This window comes from Fibrobacter intestinalis (assembly GCF_900167415.1).
GTDB classification, from domain to species: domain Bacteria; phylum Fibrobacterota; class Fibrobacteria; order Fibrobacterales; family Fibrobacteraceae; genus Hallerella; species Hallerella intestinalis.
The window spans coordinates 1-15103 of record NZ_FUWU01000064.1; the positions used below are offsets into that span (position 1 = coordinate 1).

Here is a 15103-nt window from a genome sequence, read left to right on the forward strand (position 1 = left end):
TCCAGCTCTTCGGCAACTGTTTTCAACGACGTGAACCTGGATTTTTTGGCGGCTCTCGCCCCCTTCACGAAAGACGAGGGCGCATCCAGCTTGGGCACCACGGTATGGACGGCGCAACAAACGTTCTTATCAACCCAGGCGACAAAGTTGAAAGCCTTCGCCAATTCCTTGTTGTCGGAATTGAGCGATGCGGGCTATACATTGGCATCCGAAAGCACCACCACCAAAACGTATAGATTGCAGAAAGGCGGCTCGACGTATCTTGTGATTATCAAGTCGTCAATCGATTCGAAACAGACCTCCGTCAACATTACCGCCAAGAAAATCGAAAGCTAGTCCGGACGGGAATCCCTTCAACATTTCAAGGCTGCCTGCGGGCAGCCTTTTTCGTTCCCATAACGGACTTCTGCAAAATTCGCCCGAAAAGCGGGCCCGGTTTCAAAGACGGTGCTCCCGCATTTTTACGCTTCGACGACAGCATCGTTCGCCGTCCAAACTTCCAGCGAATTTTGCTTCACCTGGATGCAAGCAAAACAAATCGCCGAATCCGCCGCAGCAGAAAATTGGCGTTTTGCACTGGGGGAAATCCGAAGCCAATCGCCCGACGTCAGCGGAATCGTTTCTCCGTCAATAACGACATTTCCTTTTCCGGAAAGCACGACATAGATTTCTTCATTCTGTTTATGAGAGTGGACAAATGGCACTCCGGTTCCTGCCGGCAGATGATTGATACTCACTTCAGCACCGGTCAATTGCAAGGAATCGTGCAATTCCGTTCTAGCTTCAGCGCCAACGTTTACTTTTGCATAAGTTTTCATCGTCATACCTCTCGGTTAAAAGTTTCCGACAATAGAACTTCCCATTGTCTTGTTGTAACATTCATTGTTACATAAAATAATATACACAAGCCGCGATGTAATGTCAATAGTTACGACAAAAAAATAAAGAATAGAGATGTGGGAAGAGAATTGCCTGCGGTTAGTGAATCGTTACAACTGTTCCTTAAATTACTTAGCTTCTAAAATTTTCTTCATGTCTTTTTTTATTTCGGCAAGGGTTATCGATTTCAATTCCCTTTCCATGGCTTGCTGCACTTGAAGAAGTTTTCCATCTAACATTTGATGAATGTTTCCGCCGACAGGACAATGGGGATTCGGATTTTCATGAAAATGAAACAATTCCCCATGACCAATACATTCTACAGCATTGTAAATATCCAAAAAAGAAATTTCCGCCAGCGGTTTGGCCATCGTTGCTCCACCAGAACCCCTCGCGATATGTACAAGCCCAACATTCTTTAGCTGGCCCAAAATTCTCCGCACGACGACCGGATTCACATTTGTGCTTCCCGCCAAAAAATCGCTGGTGACTTTATGTGAATTGCCAAACGTGTCCAAACAAATCAAAATATGCACAGCCAAAGTAAAGCGACTCGAAATTTGCATACTACACCTTCATTTTGCAGCCACTTTGCGCGAAACTCCATAAAAAATCATCTTTGCGTATGGAGGGCTTTTATCGTTTCAAGTCCGCTTTCGTCATCAAAACGGCGGTTTCCAAATGCGGCGTTCCCGGGAACAAATCCAACGGCACAATTTTTTGCACCCGATAATTTGCCAAGCGCCACTGGTTTAGCGAACGAGGAATTTCGTCGGTGCCGCAAAAAATATGCAGAATCCGTTCTGGCTTGCGACGGGCAAGGGCGGCAATCACTCCGGAATCCACTCCTTTTCTCGGAGGGTCCAAAAGCATCACTTCAGGGGACTGCGATTTGGGGATTCTTTTTTCTACAAACGAAGCGTCGATTTTCCCCGCGAGAAAACGGGATTTTTGTCGTTTTAAAAAACGCGCGGAATTTTTAGCATATTCAATAGATGCGCCTTCCCACTCAACGCCAAACGTCGAATTGGCTTTTTCACCAATACCAAACGAAAACAATCCATAACCGCAATAAAGATCGAGCAGATCCGTTTCCGCACTCGGCTGCAATAAAGTTTCTGCACAGCGCAATAAATTCGGAATTTGCGATTCATTGATCTGGCTGAATCCCGTGACCGGATATTTCAAGCGGCACGTTCCCAAATCCAACGTCAAGTCCTTCGGCCCATAAAGCGTTTTGAACGCGAGCGCATTGACCGGGCGTTGCGCTTCCAAATAATAATCGGAACGGGTCGGATCAAAATAGACGTGCGCAGAACGGACATCAAGCCCCGACGAATTCAAATGCTCGCCCATCAATTTGAGTTTGCGAACCACCAGCGCATTCATTTCACAAACATTGAAAATTACCGTTCGCCATTTATACGAACCTCGAATAATCACCCAGTTCAAAACCTCGGCGAGAGTATTGAATACAGGCTTTTGCAAATAGGATTCTATAAACCGGTAAACAGCAAGATGCTCGGCAGGTTCCAGCGGTTCCGCAAACTCGGAGCGATTGTCTTCTTCATCAAAAACAAGCTGAAATTTTTCGCGATTCAAAACGACACGACGTTTTGTTGTTGTCCTATAATTTCTGGGAAGCGGGCTTTCAACAATTCTTTCTGGATTCGGCAAGGCGTTTTCCTGACAAAATAAAGAGAAGGCTTTATTTTTGGCAACGAGTTCGTCCTTGTAATCCATAATAGAAAGGGAGAGTAGCGAAATCCCAGACAATTCCTTGGGCAAGGACTGCCGAAGCGCATTGGCAAATGAAATCATGGAGAGACCTTGGAAAGAATTCTCAATAAACGATAAGGTTCTTCGGTGTCGTCCAAATAAGGTTTGCCTTCAACATTCAAATAGACGATTGACGTTCCATTGCTTTTTTGAAAGGCGAAAAATCGATTGGCATTTTCAAAACGGACAAGAATAAATTCGGCACTGTCTTTGTAAGTCGCCCGATTTTGAAGAGTGTCCGTTTTTTCATTGCGCCGGAACAAAAATTCCTCGATAAAAGCATTGCCATCACCGTCCAAATTCATTTTGACTTGGCGCAAATCGCATTCGTCGCAAGGAAGCGTTCCGACATAAGATCCAGCAACTCCTTCCGGAATTTGAACTGGCGCCAACTTGGGAAGAGTTTTCAAATCCTCTTCTATTTTTTTTGCCTTGGCCTCATTTTCATTTTGACCGCAGCCCAAAATCAAAGAGAATAGTGCCGCAGCAACAAAGAATTTTTTCATTTATTCTCCTATCCAAACAACTCGAAATCCCGATGTATTCGAAGCGAAATCCGGCAGTTTCTTTTCTGAAGCGCTGAAAGCCAATTCTTTCGCCACCGAATTCCAAGCTCCACCATGAAGTGCCGTGTCCAAAGCCCATTCCGCAACATTTCCGCAAACATCGTAAAGTTCCCAAGCATTCGGTTTCTTTTGGGCGATTTTCTGATAGCCGTCCGTCAGATTATTGTATTGCGCATAATCCCGTGCGGGATTTGCCCCCCAATAATAATTGCCCGTGCTTCCTGCCCGAGCAGCGAATTCCCATTCTTCTCGACTGGGCAAGCGAACGGCAGAAACCCGATCATTGATTTTGAGCCCGCCCAGTTTGTTTCCCACTCCTCGAAGGGTATAAGAAAACGCCGTGTCCAATCCCAGATATTTAGAAAGTGCGTTGGCAAAAAGAATGGCTTCATACCAAGAAACATTGGCGACCGGAAAGGAATCCCCGACCGATTTCGTCATCTGCTGCGGAAGGGTTCCCATTAACGTCCGATAATCCGCCTGCGTAATTTCCGTTTGCGAAATCCAAAACTTTCCCGTTTTAATCCACGAAATCATCAATGCGTTGCTGCTTGAAGAAATTTCGACACCATCTGAAGAAGACATCGGCACGTTAGACGAAGACGATTTTTTTCCAAAGCCTCCGCAATCCGGGCAATCGGTGCCGCCCGTTTCTCCATTGGTCGGCGAGGAACAAGCGGCAAAAATACAGGACAGGCAAGCTGCGATTAAAATTTCGACAATTCTTTTTTTCATCTGACCACTCCGACACGATAGAATTTTTCTTTTTTCTTTCCGGAATCAAAATTCACTTTTAAGCGAACGCTATAGACATCGCTGCCCAAATGGGAAATATCCATCTGATCGATTTGATTATTTCCCTGATTTGCCTTGCCCAATTTTTTGGAAAAAACCAGACGTCCCGAAATATCATAAAATTCAATCGTCACCGATTTCGCAGACATTCCCAAAGAGAATCGAGCGTTAGCAATCCCCCCTCGCACCGGATTGGGATAGACAAAAAATTCTTCTATTTTTGCAACCGCCTTGACCTCTGCGGGTTCGGGCAATTTAGAAGCATCAAAATAATTCGTACGTCCATTTCCCGAACCAGGCACACTCCAGGCTTTAGCGTCGGTTTCCGCCAACGCAGAAGACTTCGCCAAATTATAGCCCGTGACAAATCGCCGCTGGAACGCATACAACTGCGGTCCCGAAACCGAATCAATCGTTTTCGCTACAAAGAACGCCATCGGATGAACAGTTTCGCCATATTCAAAATTGCCGGCAGAAATGGGGAATCCATCCGTCACCGATTTTCCGTTGGAATTAAAAGCGTGCAAAACTCCCCCATTCGTTCCCACCAGAATTTCGGGCAGGCTGTCGCCCGTCACATCGACAATCAGAGGATCCGAAAGGAAAGAAGTCTCTGGAGTGTTCTTGGTAATTCTGATAGGAAATCCAGAAATAACCACTCCAGAACGATCCACCGCATAAACCAGATTGTTGCCTAGAAATACGGCTTCCGGATAACCATCACCATTCACATCACCTATCGCTATTGGCGATGTTTCATCATAAAAGTCCACAACGCCGTCATTTCCCCGCTTAAAAGAACGGGGAGCGAACACGACTGATGCCGAATCGTCGGCGCGAACCATCGCCGCATACCCGCGGCTTCCTAAAATGAACATTTCCGATTTGCCGTCCCGATCAAAATCCGAGCAAGCGATTCGGAAACTCTGCTTTTTTATATCAAATAAATTCTTCGCACGAATTTTTGGGGAAGGCAGTTTTTGAATGCGCCCCTCTTCCGCTTTGTAGAGAGCCAGCTCCGCATTTTTTCCGACCAGAGCGACATTTGCTAAATCTCCGTCGGGGCAAAGCGCCATGTCCTGCGGTTCAAAATTTTCCGGCAGAGCAAAAGCGTCCTTGGAAAGATTCGTACTTTTATAGCGATAGAGATTTTCATTGTCCGCGACAAAAACGGAAGCATTCCAAACCATCGGTCCCACCAAAGGATTTGCGATGCCCGCTAATTTACGGTCAAATTGAATCTGGTCGATAGCCGAAGAAAGAACGGTTTGCGCCAGCCCCTTGTTTTGGTGCAAACTGTAAACGGTATCTCCCGAAGCGGCAACTCCAAGAAGTTTTCCCAAAGACGAACCGAGCCGATAGAGAGCGACGGAATCCACAGAATCCGCAAGCGAAAGGGCTCGCGTCCATACCGTCGTATCGCTTTCTTGCAAAGGCTGTCCAAATGCCGACATCGCCTGTAATGTTCCATCTTCAGAGCCAAACACGATCAACTTTTCTCCCGCCCCCACAGACATTCCTTCGGGATAATCCAGAGCGACAGCTCCGCGAACGGACGCATTCAACCCGACATTTTTTGGGAAAAGCGATCCTGGAATCAGCGCATGGGACGCCCACGAAATCGTGACCGGAATCGAAGAAGCGGCAAAGTTAAATACGCTGTCCCCCATAAAGGCGTTGGCATTTTTTTCCATGTGCGCATTCTTCGTTTTCTTTGCCGTTACAGTAATGCCCGTATGTCCGCCCATTGTCGTTTTTGTATTGCCATAACCCGAAGGCTTTATCGACCACACCGTATCCTTAGGGGAATTTTTCCCTTTGCGCCAATGCGGAATCAAATCTGCGCCAGATCCGTAATCGTAAGCGTCTTGGCCAAGAGCGTTTTTAAAAGTTTTCCCAATAGAAAGAACACCGTCCGCTTCCGTGAGCATCAGACCATACTGGTGATCGCGCAAAGTGTCGCCGCCCCAAAAATTGGTGACTCCATACGGAAGAGCTTCTCGCAAATACCAGTCATTGACTTTCCACACGGCGATGCCGCTTGCCGGAAGTCCCGCATCAAAAGAAGAAACATCCACAATGACTCCGCTCAATTTCTTTCTGTTTTTGACGCACTTCCCTTTTTCATCGCAAATGCTGTCTTCAAATGCCGTGTATAAGCTATCGACCGGATAGACTTTCGTCACCACTTCGTAATCCGATTCCGCTGCCACATCCGACGCAGGAACATACGACACCGCGATTTTCGCCGAATCCCCCGCCGAACGTTCCCGGTTTTCAATCAGCAAGTATTCATTCGCAGCCAGTGGGACTTTGACGATTTCCGTTCCCTCGCCTGAACCCGCCGCAACGATATTTCGGGTCAGGCTTTTGGAATCCGGCGGATAAACCGTTTGCACTTTCGCCCAGCCCATGTAGGAACGCACCCAAGCGGAAGGAAGCACTGGGAAAAATCCATTGCCCGCATTGTAGCCCGCAAAATCCATCAAATCAAAATAACCCAGACGAGAAATGCCTTTCACCACATCGTAAGTGTTCGGCATCCCGAGTTCCCGCCCTATCTGGTTTACGATAACGCCGTTGATTCCCCAGTTGAGACCGTCCTGCGAAGCGGTTTCGCTGGTGACCATGATTGTTTTCAGCGTGTCCAGAGTTGAACCGGGAAGAATCATGCCCCGAATATCCTTGGCGCATTTTCGTTCCGAATCCGCCGTATCCAGGTAGCTCCAATAATCCTGAACGACATAGACATCCATAAAATCGCCCGGCGTGTCCGCGTTGTTCGTTCCCATGCTGCCGCCATCCACCAAGCGACTTGCCCCCGCATGAATAATCATATAGGCGCGTTTTTTGTTGGACGATTTGGGCTGAGGCACTTTGAACGGATTGTCCAGCGTGTCATTCGAACGATTGGCTTCCGTCACGGCGTCCCAGATAAAATTCATATAATCCCGGCTGCGCGCTTCATCAAATTCCGCGGTCTTTTCGCCTTTCTTTTTAGAAGTCCGGTTGTAATCGATAATATAATGATTGACGGTATAAGGCTCGCCGCTGGGAAAAATTCTAGCGGTTATCACCAGATTGCCGTTGCTCACCGCTTTGTAATAATTTTTCGCAAATTCAAAATGCTTTTGCCAATATGCCGCACTCGCCCGGTGCCCGCTGGGATCCAAACTGTAATTTGCATTGGACGTGTCGCTGTCCGAATCAAAACGCCCCGTTCCTGTCGTCAGGGAATTGTCGGGGGATTCCTGTTTAAATTGGACGCGAAGCGCAAAAATTTCCAGAGTGTCCACTGCAAAGGACGAAGTGAAAAACGCCAGCAAAGCCAATAAAAAAAGATGCTTTTTCATAAAAGTAAAATTACAAAATAGGAAGCCGTAAACGATGCGGTTCTTCGGGAAAAAGGCTAATTCTGCGTAGGATTCAGAAGCCCATTTTTTGATAGGATTCCGGAACAGGAATGCGCCAGATTTCATCTCCCCAACGCACGTCCGTATTGACCCGCTTGATTTTTATCGAGAGCACATTTTTGCCATTCCGAAACACGCGAGTCCATTCGGGAGCTTCGCCGGAATCAAATTCCGCGTAATTTGAAAATTCCAGAGTTTCATGCTTTTGCGTCATTTTTTCCACGCGCCCGTCCTTGTTGCGGAACGCTTCAAATGGAATGCCCAGCCGATTTTTCCCATATAAAATTTTTCCATCCAAAGAATCCCGGAGAGAATCGACCGAAGAACCGAACGGCAGCACTTCACCCCAGAAAAGCCCCGCAATCTGGTGGATGTCCAAAAGGGGAATTCCCGCATAGCCGCCGACAAGAAAACCCGAACCGACAGCAAAACTTTTTTGTTGAGGAAGCACTAGAGTCCACTTGGCGTCTTGCCACAAAACCGAAGCGACCCCAATGCCCATCGGACCCGAAAATTCCATTCGGTAACGTTTATAAGGCACGGCAAAAAGAACGGCGGAAAGCGTGTGCGAACCTTCGAGAGAGTCGTTGATTTCCAAAGAAAACTTGGCTTTTAAACTATCGGGCGGTGTCAATTCCAACGAAGCGGAACCCTTTGCCAAACGAGGGCCGCAACCCGACAACAGAGCGAGCGCAAATCCCAACCACAGAATTTTTCCCGAAAGCGTTTTCACCAGCGAACCACCTCAAGTCCCCGTGAAATCACTCTTTTTTCTTGTCCAGAATTTCAATTTGCTTTCTGGCATTTTCATTTTTCGGATCGATTTCCAAAATTTTGCGATAATAGTTCAAAGCCCGTTCATTCAGCGAAAGAGCTTGACAAATCGCCGCCAAATGCGCAAATATCGAAGTATCGCTGTAGAACATTTCCCGCCAAGAGGACTCCTGCTCTTCAACCCGTTCCATCAAAGCGAGCGCTTCTTGAAATTTTCCCACGCGGTAAAGCGCCCAAGCTTTGGAATCCATATAGGCGACATTGCCCGAATCCAGCCGGAGAGCTTCATCGATCAACTCACCGCCCCAGCACAATTCTTCCGGATTGCGATTCAAATCCACCAGCGTGTAACCCAAGTGATTTTTTGCAGACGCGTCCATGGGGAAATTATGAAATAACTTTTTGAATACGACAATGGCCGAATCGACCTGCCCAAGCCCCAGCAAATTAGAACCGACGGCAAACAAGAACTGCTGCAATTCCCCGCCGACTTTTTCCGCTGTAAGATAATGCTCTGCCGCCTTTTGCCGCAAAATTTGTGCGCTGTCCCGACGAGCGGAATCCGTAGGAACCCTTTCCAAGACTTCCGCATGGAGTTGCAGCATCGTTGCGTAGATGTAATGCAAGTTCGCTATATCCAACTCCACATTTTCATCAAACCTTCTCAACTCTTCCAGATTGCCTTTTTCAATCCATTTTGCCCGGAGAGAATCCAAGCGGGAATTGCGAGCCAGGGAAGAATCCAAAAGCGCATAGGCCTTCGGGAAATTTTCCGTCGCACGATAGCGTTGCAGCAACTGATTCCGATACGACAGTTCCGGCGACTTCGCATAAGCCTTTTCTAAATAGTCCAGCGAGCGCGCCGAATCCCCGTCTTCCCAAGCATAAGCGCTCAACATAGCAAAGGAAACGGCTTCATAATTTTCCATTTGCGAAAGGCGTTCAAAATGGATTATCGACTGCTCTTTTTGGTTTTGACGCGTTTCAAAAAGCGCCAAAGACAGCAAAACGTCGCCGCGATTCGGATGGCGCTTGTAAATTTCTTTCAGGGAATCTATCGCCACATCGCCTTGCTTCATTCCCCAATGCGCCGCCACCAAAAACACAATCGAAAGCGAATCGTCTGCGACAGCCGAATCCGCCCGCAATTCTTCAACCGCCGACACCGCTTCTTCATAGCGTTTCATTTTCAACAGCAAGCGGATCCGGCGTTCCAAAAAAGAACGATCGCCACGGGCTTCATAAACATCGCCAAAAAGATCGGCAAGGGCCGAATCCTTTTTCAATTCCGTCAAAAGCAAAGCCTGCCGCTCCAAAAGGGATTGCGGATAACCGATTTGCGGCAACAAAAGCGCATAGACCCGGGAAAGCTCTTCCCTGTTCTGGGAAATTTCCAAGAGCAAGGAATATTCATAAGCGGCGTGCAGATTCTGGTCGCTGGCATCGACGGCCTTTTTATAATACGCCAAAGCGCTGTCCAAATTCGATTGTTCGCCATAAATCCGACCGAGCAAAGCGTATTGAGAACTTGTCTGTTGTCCTTTTAAGTTCTTCGCTTTTTCGGCGAGCGAAGCGGCTTCGGCAGAAGCTCCACGAGCAACCATCAATTCCAAAACGGAAAAAGCCAAAAAACGATTTTCCGGATCCGCCGCATAGGCGTGCTGCATAAACTGTTCCGCAAGCTGATTGTCTCCGTGCGCCATCAATTCCAAAGCCCGAAGGAAGGAACCGTGCGCAATTTCCAAACGGAGCAATTCCACGCTGTCCATCTTTACCGGAAAATGGGGATTTCTCGAACGAACTGCGGAATTTTCTTCGGTCTCCGCCGTCGTCTGCCCCTGCGAAGTGGCCAACTGCTTGGAACCGCTACAAGCACACAGCAGAAATCCGACAAAAGCGATTACAGCAAACTTCAGGCGAAACATCACAGCCTCTTATTCCGAAACAACCAGATTCACTCGAGCGCCGGCTGGGAGCGAAGTTTCGGCTTCGGGTTTTTGCTCCACAACAATTCCCGACGGAGAATCCGCTTTTTTGCGGTATTCCGTTTTACCGACCACAAATCCCGCCGCACGAAGATTCGCCGCAGCAGCTTCTAAACGCAATCCGGTCACGCTCGGCAAATCGACCTTGGCGCCCTTTGGACCCGACGACAAAAAGACATCTACCGTATCGCCCTTACGAGCGAGCGAGCCTTCCGAAGGATTGGTCCGAACGACTTTTCCCTTGGCAAAATTCACATGAGGAGTGAAAAACGTTAAACCGACAACAAAACCGGCAGATTCGAGAGCTTCCGTCGCTTCCTCTCCGTTCTTGTTCAACAGATCGGGAATCGTCAATTGGTTCTTGCCGTCCGAAATCGTCAACTGAATGGTCCGCCCCGGTTTGGAAAGCTGACCTTCCGGAGGATTCTGGCGCATCACCAAGTCCGCATCATAAGCCTTGCTATATTCGCGACTTTCCGCAAAAGCAACGTGGAATCCGGCCTCTTCCGCTTGCCGAATCGCCGAAACGCTGTCCAGGCCTTCCAGCTTGGGAACGGCCAGTTCCTGAACACCGGAACGCGCCACGATAGGCATTGCGATTTTATCGAAAACAAACGCCAACAAGAGCAGCACAAGGACAAGCAAAAGCAGCGCATATACCCAAGGCTTCGTCCTCAGAATCCGATGAATAAAATTTTCCTTGCCGGGTTCCGCCATATTATTCCTTTGCATTGACTGCGTGCAACTTGCTCTCTTCCGAAATCACCAAATCCTTTCCCATGAGGGAAATTATCCCGTTGCTGGCGAGTGCAGAAAAAACACGGCTGACCGTTTCCCGGGTCGTTCCGGACATTTCAGCAAATTGCTGTTGCGTCGGACGGTTGCGGATAACCGTCACCATTTCTCCGTTGCGCCCGCGAATCCGGACTCCGCGGTCTTCGATCAAGCTCAAAATGGTTCCGGCCACGCGGCCAAAAACAGACATCGTCGCGAGCGAACCAATCTGGCGGTTCGCATTGCGAAGGCGGCGGCACATCTGAACCAGAAGCCCTGTCGCTAGTTCCGGAGTCGTTTTCAAAAGTTCCAAGAAATGTTCACGGCGGATAATCAGAACTTTGGCCGGCTGAACCGCTTTGACCGATGCAGAACGAGGCTCGTCGTCGATCAGGGACATTTCGCCAAAAGAATCGCCCCGAGAAAGAAGCGAAAGAATCGTCTCCTTTCCATCGGGACCCGTCACATAGACTTTGACTTCACCTTCGGCAATCAAGAACAGCGCCCGAGTCGATTCGTCCTTTTCGAGAATAATCGTTTCGTCCCGAGCATAATCATTCACGATGACCAACGACGACAACTGGGAAAGCTGCTCTTCCGTCAGTTTCGAAAACAGATCCACTCCTTTTAACAGAAGCGCGACATTACATTCCGCCATAAACCCCCTCTTTTAGTTCATATTGATAATAATGCTTTCATCGCGGCGCGCACCGATGGAAATCATCCCGATTTTCACGCCGACGAGGTCCGACATCTCTTCCAGATACTTCTTGGCATTGTCCGGCAGTTCGTCCCAGCTTTTGCACTTGGTCGTATCCTGCTTCCAGCCCGGAAGCGTTTTATAAACCGGCTTGCAACGCCCCACCTTGGAAAGCTGGTTCGGGAAAATGTCCAGAATTTCGCCGTCGCATTCATAATGCGTGCAAACCTGGATTTCGTCAAAGGTATCCAAAACGTCGAGCTTGGTAATCGCAAGATGCGTAAGTCCATTGACGAGCGCCGCCTTGCGGACGACCGGAGCATCGAACCAGCCGCAGCGACGATTGCGCCCCGTCGTGGCCCCGTATTCGTTCCCAAGCTTGCGAAGCTTGTCGCCCATTTCGTCCAAAAGTTCCGTGGGGAAAGGTCCGTTGCCGACACGAGTCGTGTAAGCCTTGACCACGCCGACAACCTGATCGATTGCCGTAGGACCGACGCCGGCACCGCAGCTCGCATACCCCGCGACCGTATTGCTCGAAGTCACATAGGGATAAGTTCCCTGGTCCACGTCCAAAATCGTTCCTTGCGCGCCTTCAAAAATCAAGCGTTTGCCCTCTTTCATCGCTTTGAAAAGCACCTCGCTGACATCGCGGACAAAGGGTTTGATTTTTTGTCCCAGTTCCAGATAGTCGCGAATGACCTGCTCCGGATCGATTTCGGACACGTCATACATCACGCGGAATTCTTCGTTGTGAACTTTCGCCATCGCTTCGACGCGGGGACGCAGTTCCCTTTCATCCATCAAATCGCCGACACGCACGCCGATACGATTTACCTTATCGCTGTAGCAAGGGCCGATGCCGCGTCCTGTTGTTCCGATGGCCGCCTTGCCCGCTTTTTTCTCTTTCGCCTTGTCCAACGCGGAGTGATACGGCAGGACCACATGAGCATTGTCCGCAATCACCAGACGCTTTTCCGGGTCGTGTACGCCCTTGGAGTGCAAGTCGTCAATTTCTTTCAAAGTCTGGACAGGATCCAGAACCACACCATTGCCTATCACGCAGAGTTTGTTTTCGTGCATAATGCCGGAGGGAATCAGATGGAACACGAATTTTTTGTCTCCCACTTCCACCGTATGGCCAGCATTTGCGCCGCCCTGGAAACGCACGATTACGTCTGCATCCAGCGTGAGGAAATCAACAATCTTGGCTTTACCTTCGTCCCCCCATTGGGAACCGATTACTACACGATTTGGCATAAGTCCTTCTCAAAAAAATACGAACCGCGGGAAACCGGATTTTCCGGCACCCTTTTTCGCTCACAAAATAGAAAAGAAATCGCAAAGAATTTGAAGCGCGAGCGCATTGCCCCCCCATTTTGGGCAAAGGCTTTACATTTTTGTACTGTAATCCCGTTCGCCGAAAAGCGCCGTCCCAACCCGAATCATCGTCGCGCCTTCTTCGATCGCGACTTCTAAATCTCCCGTCATTCCCATGGAAAGCTGGTCAAAGGAAGCAAAAACGCCGCCGTGCGCCAAAAATTTCTGTTGCAAATGACGCAAAAAAGCAAAGCACTCCCGAGAATCTTCGGAGACTCCCGTATTTTTGCCAATCGTCATGAGCCCGCGAAAGCGCAAATGCGGACACGGGGCATGGGTTTCCAGAGAAAGCAGAAAGGGTTCCGCTTCACGGATATCCAAACCGCTCTTGGTCGCCTCTTCACCGGCGTTCACCTGAAACAGGATGTCCAATGTCTTATCCGCTTCTGCGCAAATTTTTTCGAGTTTTTCCACCGCTTCCATACTGGCGATAGAATGGATGCAATCGGCAACGAGTGCCGCTTTTTTTAATTTGTTGCTCTGCACGGGCCCAATGATGTGGCACCGGATTTCCGGAGGGCGATCCGTGAATTTTTCCAAGGCTTCCTGCACCCGATTTTCCCCGAAGTCCGTTGCCCCAAGCGCTATGGCATTTTTTACTGCCGAAAACGGATGAAACTTGGAAACCCAAATCAGCCGGACACTTTCGCGAGAGCGTTTACTTTGTGTGCAAGCATTCGCCATGCGCGCTTCCAATTTTTCATGAGCCGTACGCATTTCGTCCAAAGAAAATTCAGCCATTTTTTGCCTCTAAATTTTTGAATCCTCACCGCAGAAAATAGAAACCTTTTCCGCGCCATGGCAAGGTGAACTCAGTGATCAGTTATCAGTTATCAGTTCCGACTCCCAACTGGTCCCAGCCCTTCGACAAGCTCAGGGACCGGTTGTCGAAGCACACCAACCATGGTTCGGCAGGCTCACCAACCAAGCAAATCGGATGGAATTTTGCACATAAGTCCGTTTTTTTTTGGGGGGGGGATTGCAAAATGCAACAAAAAAAACAGATTATTATTATATTTTTCACAACTCAAAAATTAAAGGAGAGAATATGAAAATCTTCACCCTCAGGAATGCCGCCGCAAGCGCCGCTCTTTTGAGCCTTTTCGCCTGCGGAGACGACAGCAGCTCGGGAAACAAGACCCCGGAAGTCTTCGGTACCAAGGACGACCTGCCCGAGTGCACCGAAAAAATCGCCGGAGACACCCTTTACGTGGAAAGCGATTCTGCGGATTACGTCTGCGAAGATGACGAATGGGTTCTCGTCGGCGATACGAGCGCAACGGACACTTCGGACGTTTCCTCTTCGTCGGGAAAGAACCCGAGCAGCTCCAGCGCTATCGTTTCCAGCAGCTCGGCAATCCCCAAGGAAGTCGTTTTGGCGTGCCCAGACACCCTCACAGGAAATTCGATTTACGTCGACGGCGATTCGCTGGTTTTAGAGGGTTTTAATCAATTCTACTTTTCGGCATATACCGGCAACGCCATCCTTCTGGACGAAGATTATGCGATGTACCGGCTGCAAATGCCTGTGATGAATTCCATGTATGGCGATTCCGCAATGATTTGCTGCCCTGGCTTGGGGGATTCGACCGTGTGCGCCATGACTAAAAAGGGCGGGCGTTTTTCGGCCGGCATCGACTCCGCCAAGGCCTATGGTCCCTGGCTGGTAATGCGTCTAAAGATGCCGAACACCCCGGAGAACAGAACGGAAATTCTGAATTACGCAGACAGCAAGGATATGGAACTTTGCGCCACGGAATGGGTGAATCTGTACGGCTGTCTGGGTCAAAACGGCACCGATGTGGATGCATTCTTAGAATATGACCCAGCCAAAGAAGAATTCCAAATGAAGTTTTTCTTTGACGGAGACGCCCGATACAGCGCGGATTCGGCTGCCGCCCTTAAAATCGCCTTGGCGAATATAGAGTCCGCCATTCAAGATGGCGACCTGGCCAAGGTGGCTGCCCTTACCGGGCTCAAGTCCTCGGACCCCTATATGGAGTTGTTCAAAATCGCTTCCGTAAAAGGCGGTGTTGGCAGCACTCGCTATTTCTACCTCGA

At 49.0% G+C, this 15103-nt stretch carries 14 protein-coding genes; 2 read left to right on the top strand and 12 right to left on the bottom strand.

What is annotated here, in order from left to right; all coding sequences use genetic code 11:
* A partial coding sequence (locus tag B5D40_RS15740; RefSeq protein WP_159446934.1) for a hypothetical protein occupies nt 1-336 on the top strand: 336 nt, incomplete at its 5' end.
* A 125-nt stretch (nt 337-461) separates the two neighbouring features.
* On the opposite strand, the gene B5D40_RS13090 is transcribed toward B5D40_RS15740, so the two are convergent.
* From B5D40_RS13090 to B5D40_RS13145, 12 genes are all read right to left on the bottom strand, one after another.
* Nucleotides 462-818 carry a cupin domain-containing protein gene (locus tag B5D40_RS13090; protein WP_078777276.1) on the bottom strand — a complete coding sequence of 119 codons (357 nt, stop codon included), beginning with the start codon at nt 816-818 and terminating at the stop codon, nt 462-464.
* A gap of 189 nt (nt 819-1007) precedes the next feature.
* Nucleotides 1008-1445: an Rrf2 family transcriptional regulator gene (locus B5D40_RS13095; protein ID WP_073304168.1), complete on the bottom strand. Its 438-nt coding sequence runs from the start codon at nt 1443-1445 to the stop codon at nt 1008-1010.
* A gap of 70 nt (nt 1446-1515) precedes the next feature.
* On the bottom strand, nt 1516-2700 hold the full coding sequence (locus B5D40_RS13100) for a class I SAM-dependent RNA methyltransferase (protein ID WP_078777268.1): 1185 nt from the start codon (nt 2698-2700) through the stop codon (nt 1516-1518).
* The gene (locus tag B5D40_RS13105) at nt 2697-3164 is read right to left on the bottom strand and encodes a copper resistance protein NlpE N-terminal domain-containing protein (RefSeq protein WP_078777269.1); all 468 of its coding nucleotides are present in this window, start codon (nt 3162-3164) and stop codon (nt 2697-2699) included. Before B5D40_RS13105 ends, B5D40_RS13100 begins: the two co-directional genes overlap by 4 nt.
* Nucleotides 3165-3959, bottom strand: coding sequence for a formylglycine-generating enzyme family protein (locus B5D40_RS13110; protein ID WP_078777270.1), 795 nt, complete (start codon nt 3957-3959; stop codon nt 3165-3167). It abuts the gene before it with no gap.
* Nucleotides 3956-7372 (bottom strand): T9SS type A sorting domain-containing protein, encoded by a 3417-nt coding sequence (locus B5D40_RS13115; protein ID WP_073304174.1) that lies wholly within the window; start codon nt 7370-7372, stop codon nt 3956-3958. The genes B5D40_RS13110 and B5D40_RS13115 overlap by 4 nt, the downstream gene beginning before the upstream one ends.
* Nucleotides 7373-7445: 73 nt before the next feature.
* Nucleotides 7446-8165, bottom strand: a complete 720-nt coding sequence (locus B5D40_RS13120) for a hypothetical protein (protein WP_078777271.1) — start codon at nt 8163-8165, stop codon at nt 7446-7448.
* A 28-nt stretch (nt 8166-8193) separates the two neighbouring features.
* The gene (locus tag B5D40_RS13125) at nt 8194-10131 is read right to left on the bottom strand and encodes a tetratricopeptide repeat protein (protein ID WP_078777272.1); all 1938 of its coding nucleotides are present in this window, start codon (nt 10129-10131) and stop codon (nt 8194-8196) included.
* A 9-nt stretch (nt 10132-10140) separates the two neighbouring features.
* The gene (locus B5D40_RS13130; protein WP_158222182.1) at nt 10141-10908 is read right to left on the bottom strand and encodes a PASTA domain-containing protein; all 768 of its coding nucleotides are present in this window, start codon (nt 10906-10908) and stop codon (nt 10141-10143) included.
* Between the two features lies 1 nt (nt 10909).
* Nucleotides 10910-11623 carry a Crp/Fnr family transcriptional regulator gene (locus B5D40_RS13135; RefSeq protein WP_078777274.1) on the bottom strand — a complete coding sequence of 238 codons (714 nt, stop codon included), beginning with the start codon at nt 11621-11623 and terminating at the stop codon, nt 10910-10912.
* 12 nt (nt 11624-11635) lie between these two features.
* Nucleotides 11636-12922, bottom strand: coding sequence for an adenylosuccinate synthase (locus tag B5D40_RS13140; protein WP_078777275.1), 1287 nt, complete (start codon nt 12920-12922; stop codon nt 11636-11638).
* Between the two features lie 132 nt (nt 12923-13054).
* Complete coding sequence (locus B5D40_RS13145; protein ID WP_095849590.1) at nt 13055-13783, bottom strand: YggS family pyridoxal phosphate-dependent enzyme; 729 nt, start codon at nt 13781-13783, stop codon at nt 13055-13057.
* Between the two features lie 307 nt (nt 13784-14090).
* Here B5D40_RS13145 and B5D40_RS13150 point away from each other — a divergent pair.
* Nucleotides 14091-15103: hypothetical protein (locus tag B5D40_RS13150; protein WP_144319704.1), on the top strand; the 1013-nt coding region annotated here is incomplete at its 3' end.

Excerpts from the sequence above, each read along its gene's own strand:
- B5D40_RS13090 (WP_078777276.1), bottom strand. The coding sequence starts at position 818 with ATGAAAACTTATGCAAAAGTAAACGTTGGCGCTGAAGCTAGAACGGAA.
- B5D40_RS13095 (WP_073304168.1), bottom strand. The coding sequence starts at position 1,445 with ATGCAAATTTCGAGTCGCTTTACTTTGGCTGTGCATATTTTGATTTGT.
- B5D40_RS13100 (WP_078777268.1), bottom strand. The coding sequence starts at position 2,700 with ATGATTTCATTTGCCAATGCGCTTCGGCAGTCCTTGCCCAAGGAATTG.
- B5D40_RS13105 (WP_078777269.1), bottom strand. The coding sequence starts at position 3,164 with ATGAAAAAATTCTTTGTTGCTGCGGCACTATTCTCTTTGATTTTGGGC.
- B5D40_RS13110 (WP_078777270.1), bottom strand. The coding sequence starts at position 3,959 with ATGAAAAAAAGAATTGTCGAAATTTTAATCGCAGCTTGCCTGTCCTGT.
- B5D40_RS13115 (WP_073304174.1), bottom strand. The coding sequence starts at position 7,372 with ATGAAAAAGCATCTTTTTTTATTGGCTTTGCTGGCGTTTTTCACTTCG.
- B5D40_RS13125 (WP_078777272.1), bottom strand. The coding sequence starts at position 10,131 with ATGTTTCGCCTGAAGTTTGCTGTAATCGCTTTTGTCGGATTTCTGCTG.
- B5D40_RS13130 (WP_158222182.1), bottom strand. The coding sequence starts at position 10,908 with ATGGCGGAACCCGGCAAGGAAAATTTTATTCATCGGATTCTGAGGACG.
- B5D40_RS13135 (WP_078777274.1), bottom strand. The coding sequence starts at position 11,623 with ATGGCGGAATGTAATGTCGCGCTTCTGTTAAAAGGAGTGGATCTGTTT.
- B5D40_RS13140 (WP_078777275.1), bottom strand. The coding sequence starts at position 12,922 with ATGCCAAATCGTGTAGTAATCGGTTCCCAATGGGGGGACGAAGGTAAA.
- B5D40_RS13145 (WP_095849590.1), bottom strand. The coding sequence starts at position 13,783 with ATGGCTGAATTTTCTTTGGACGAAATGCGTACGGCTCATGAAAAATTG.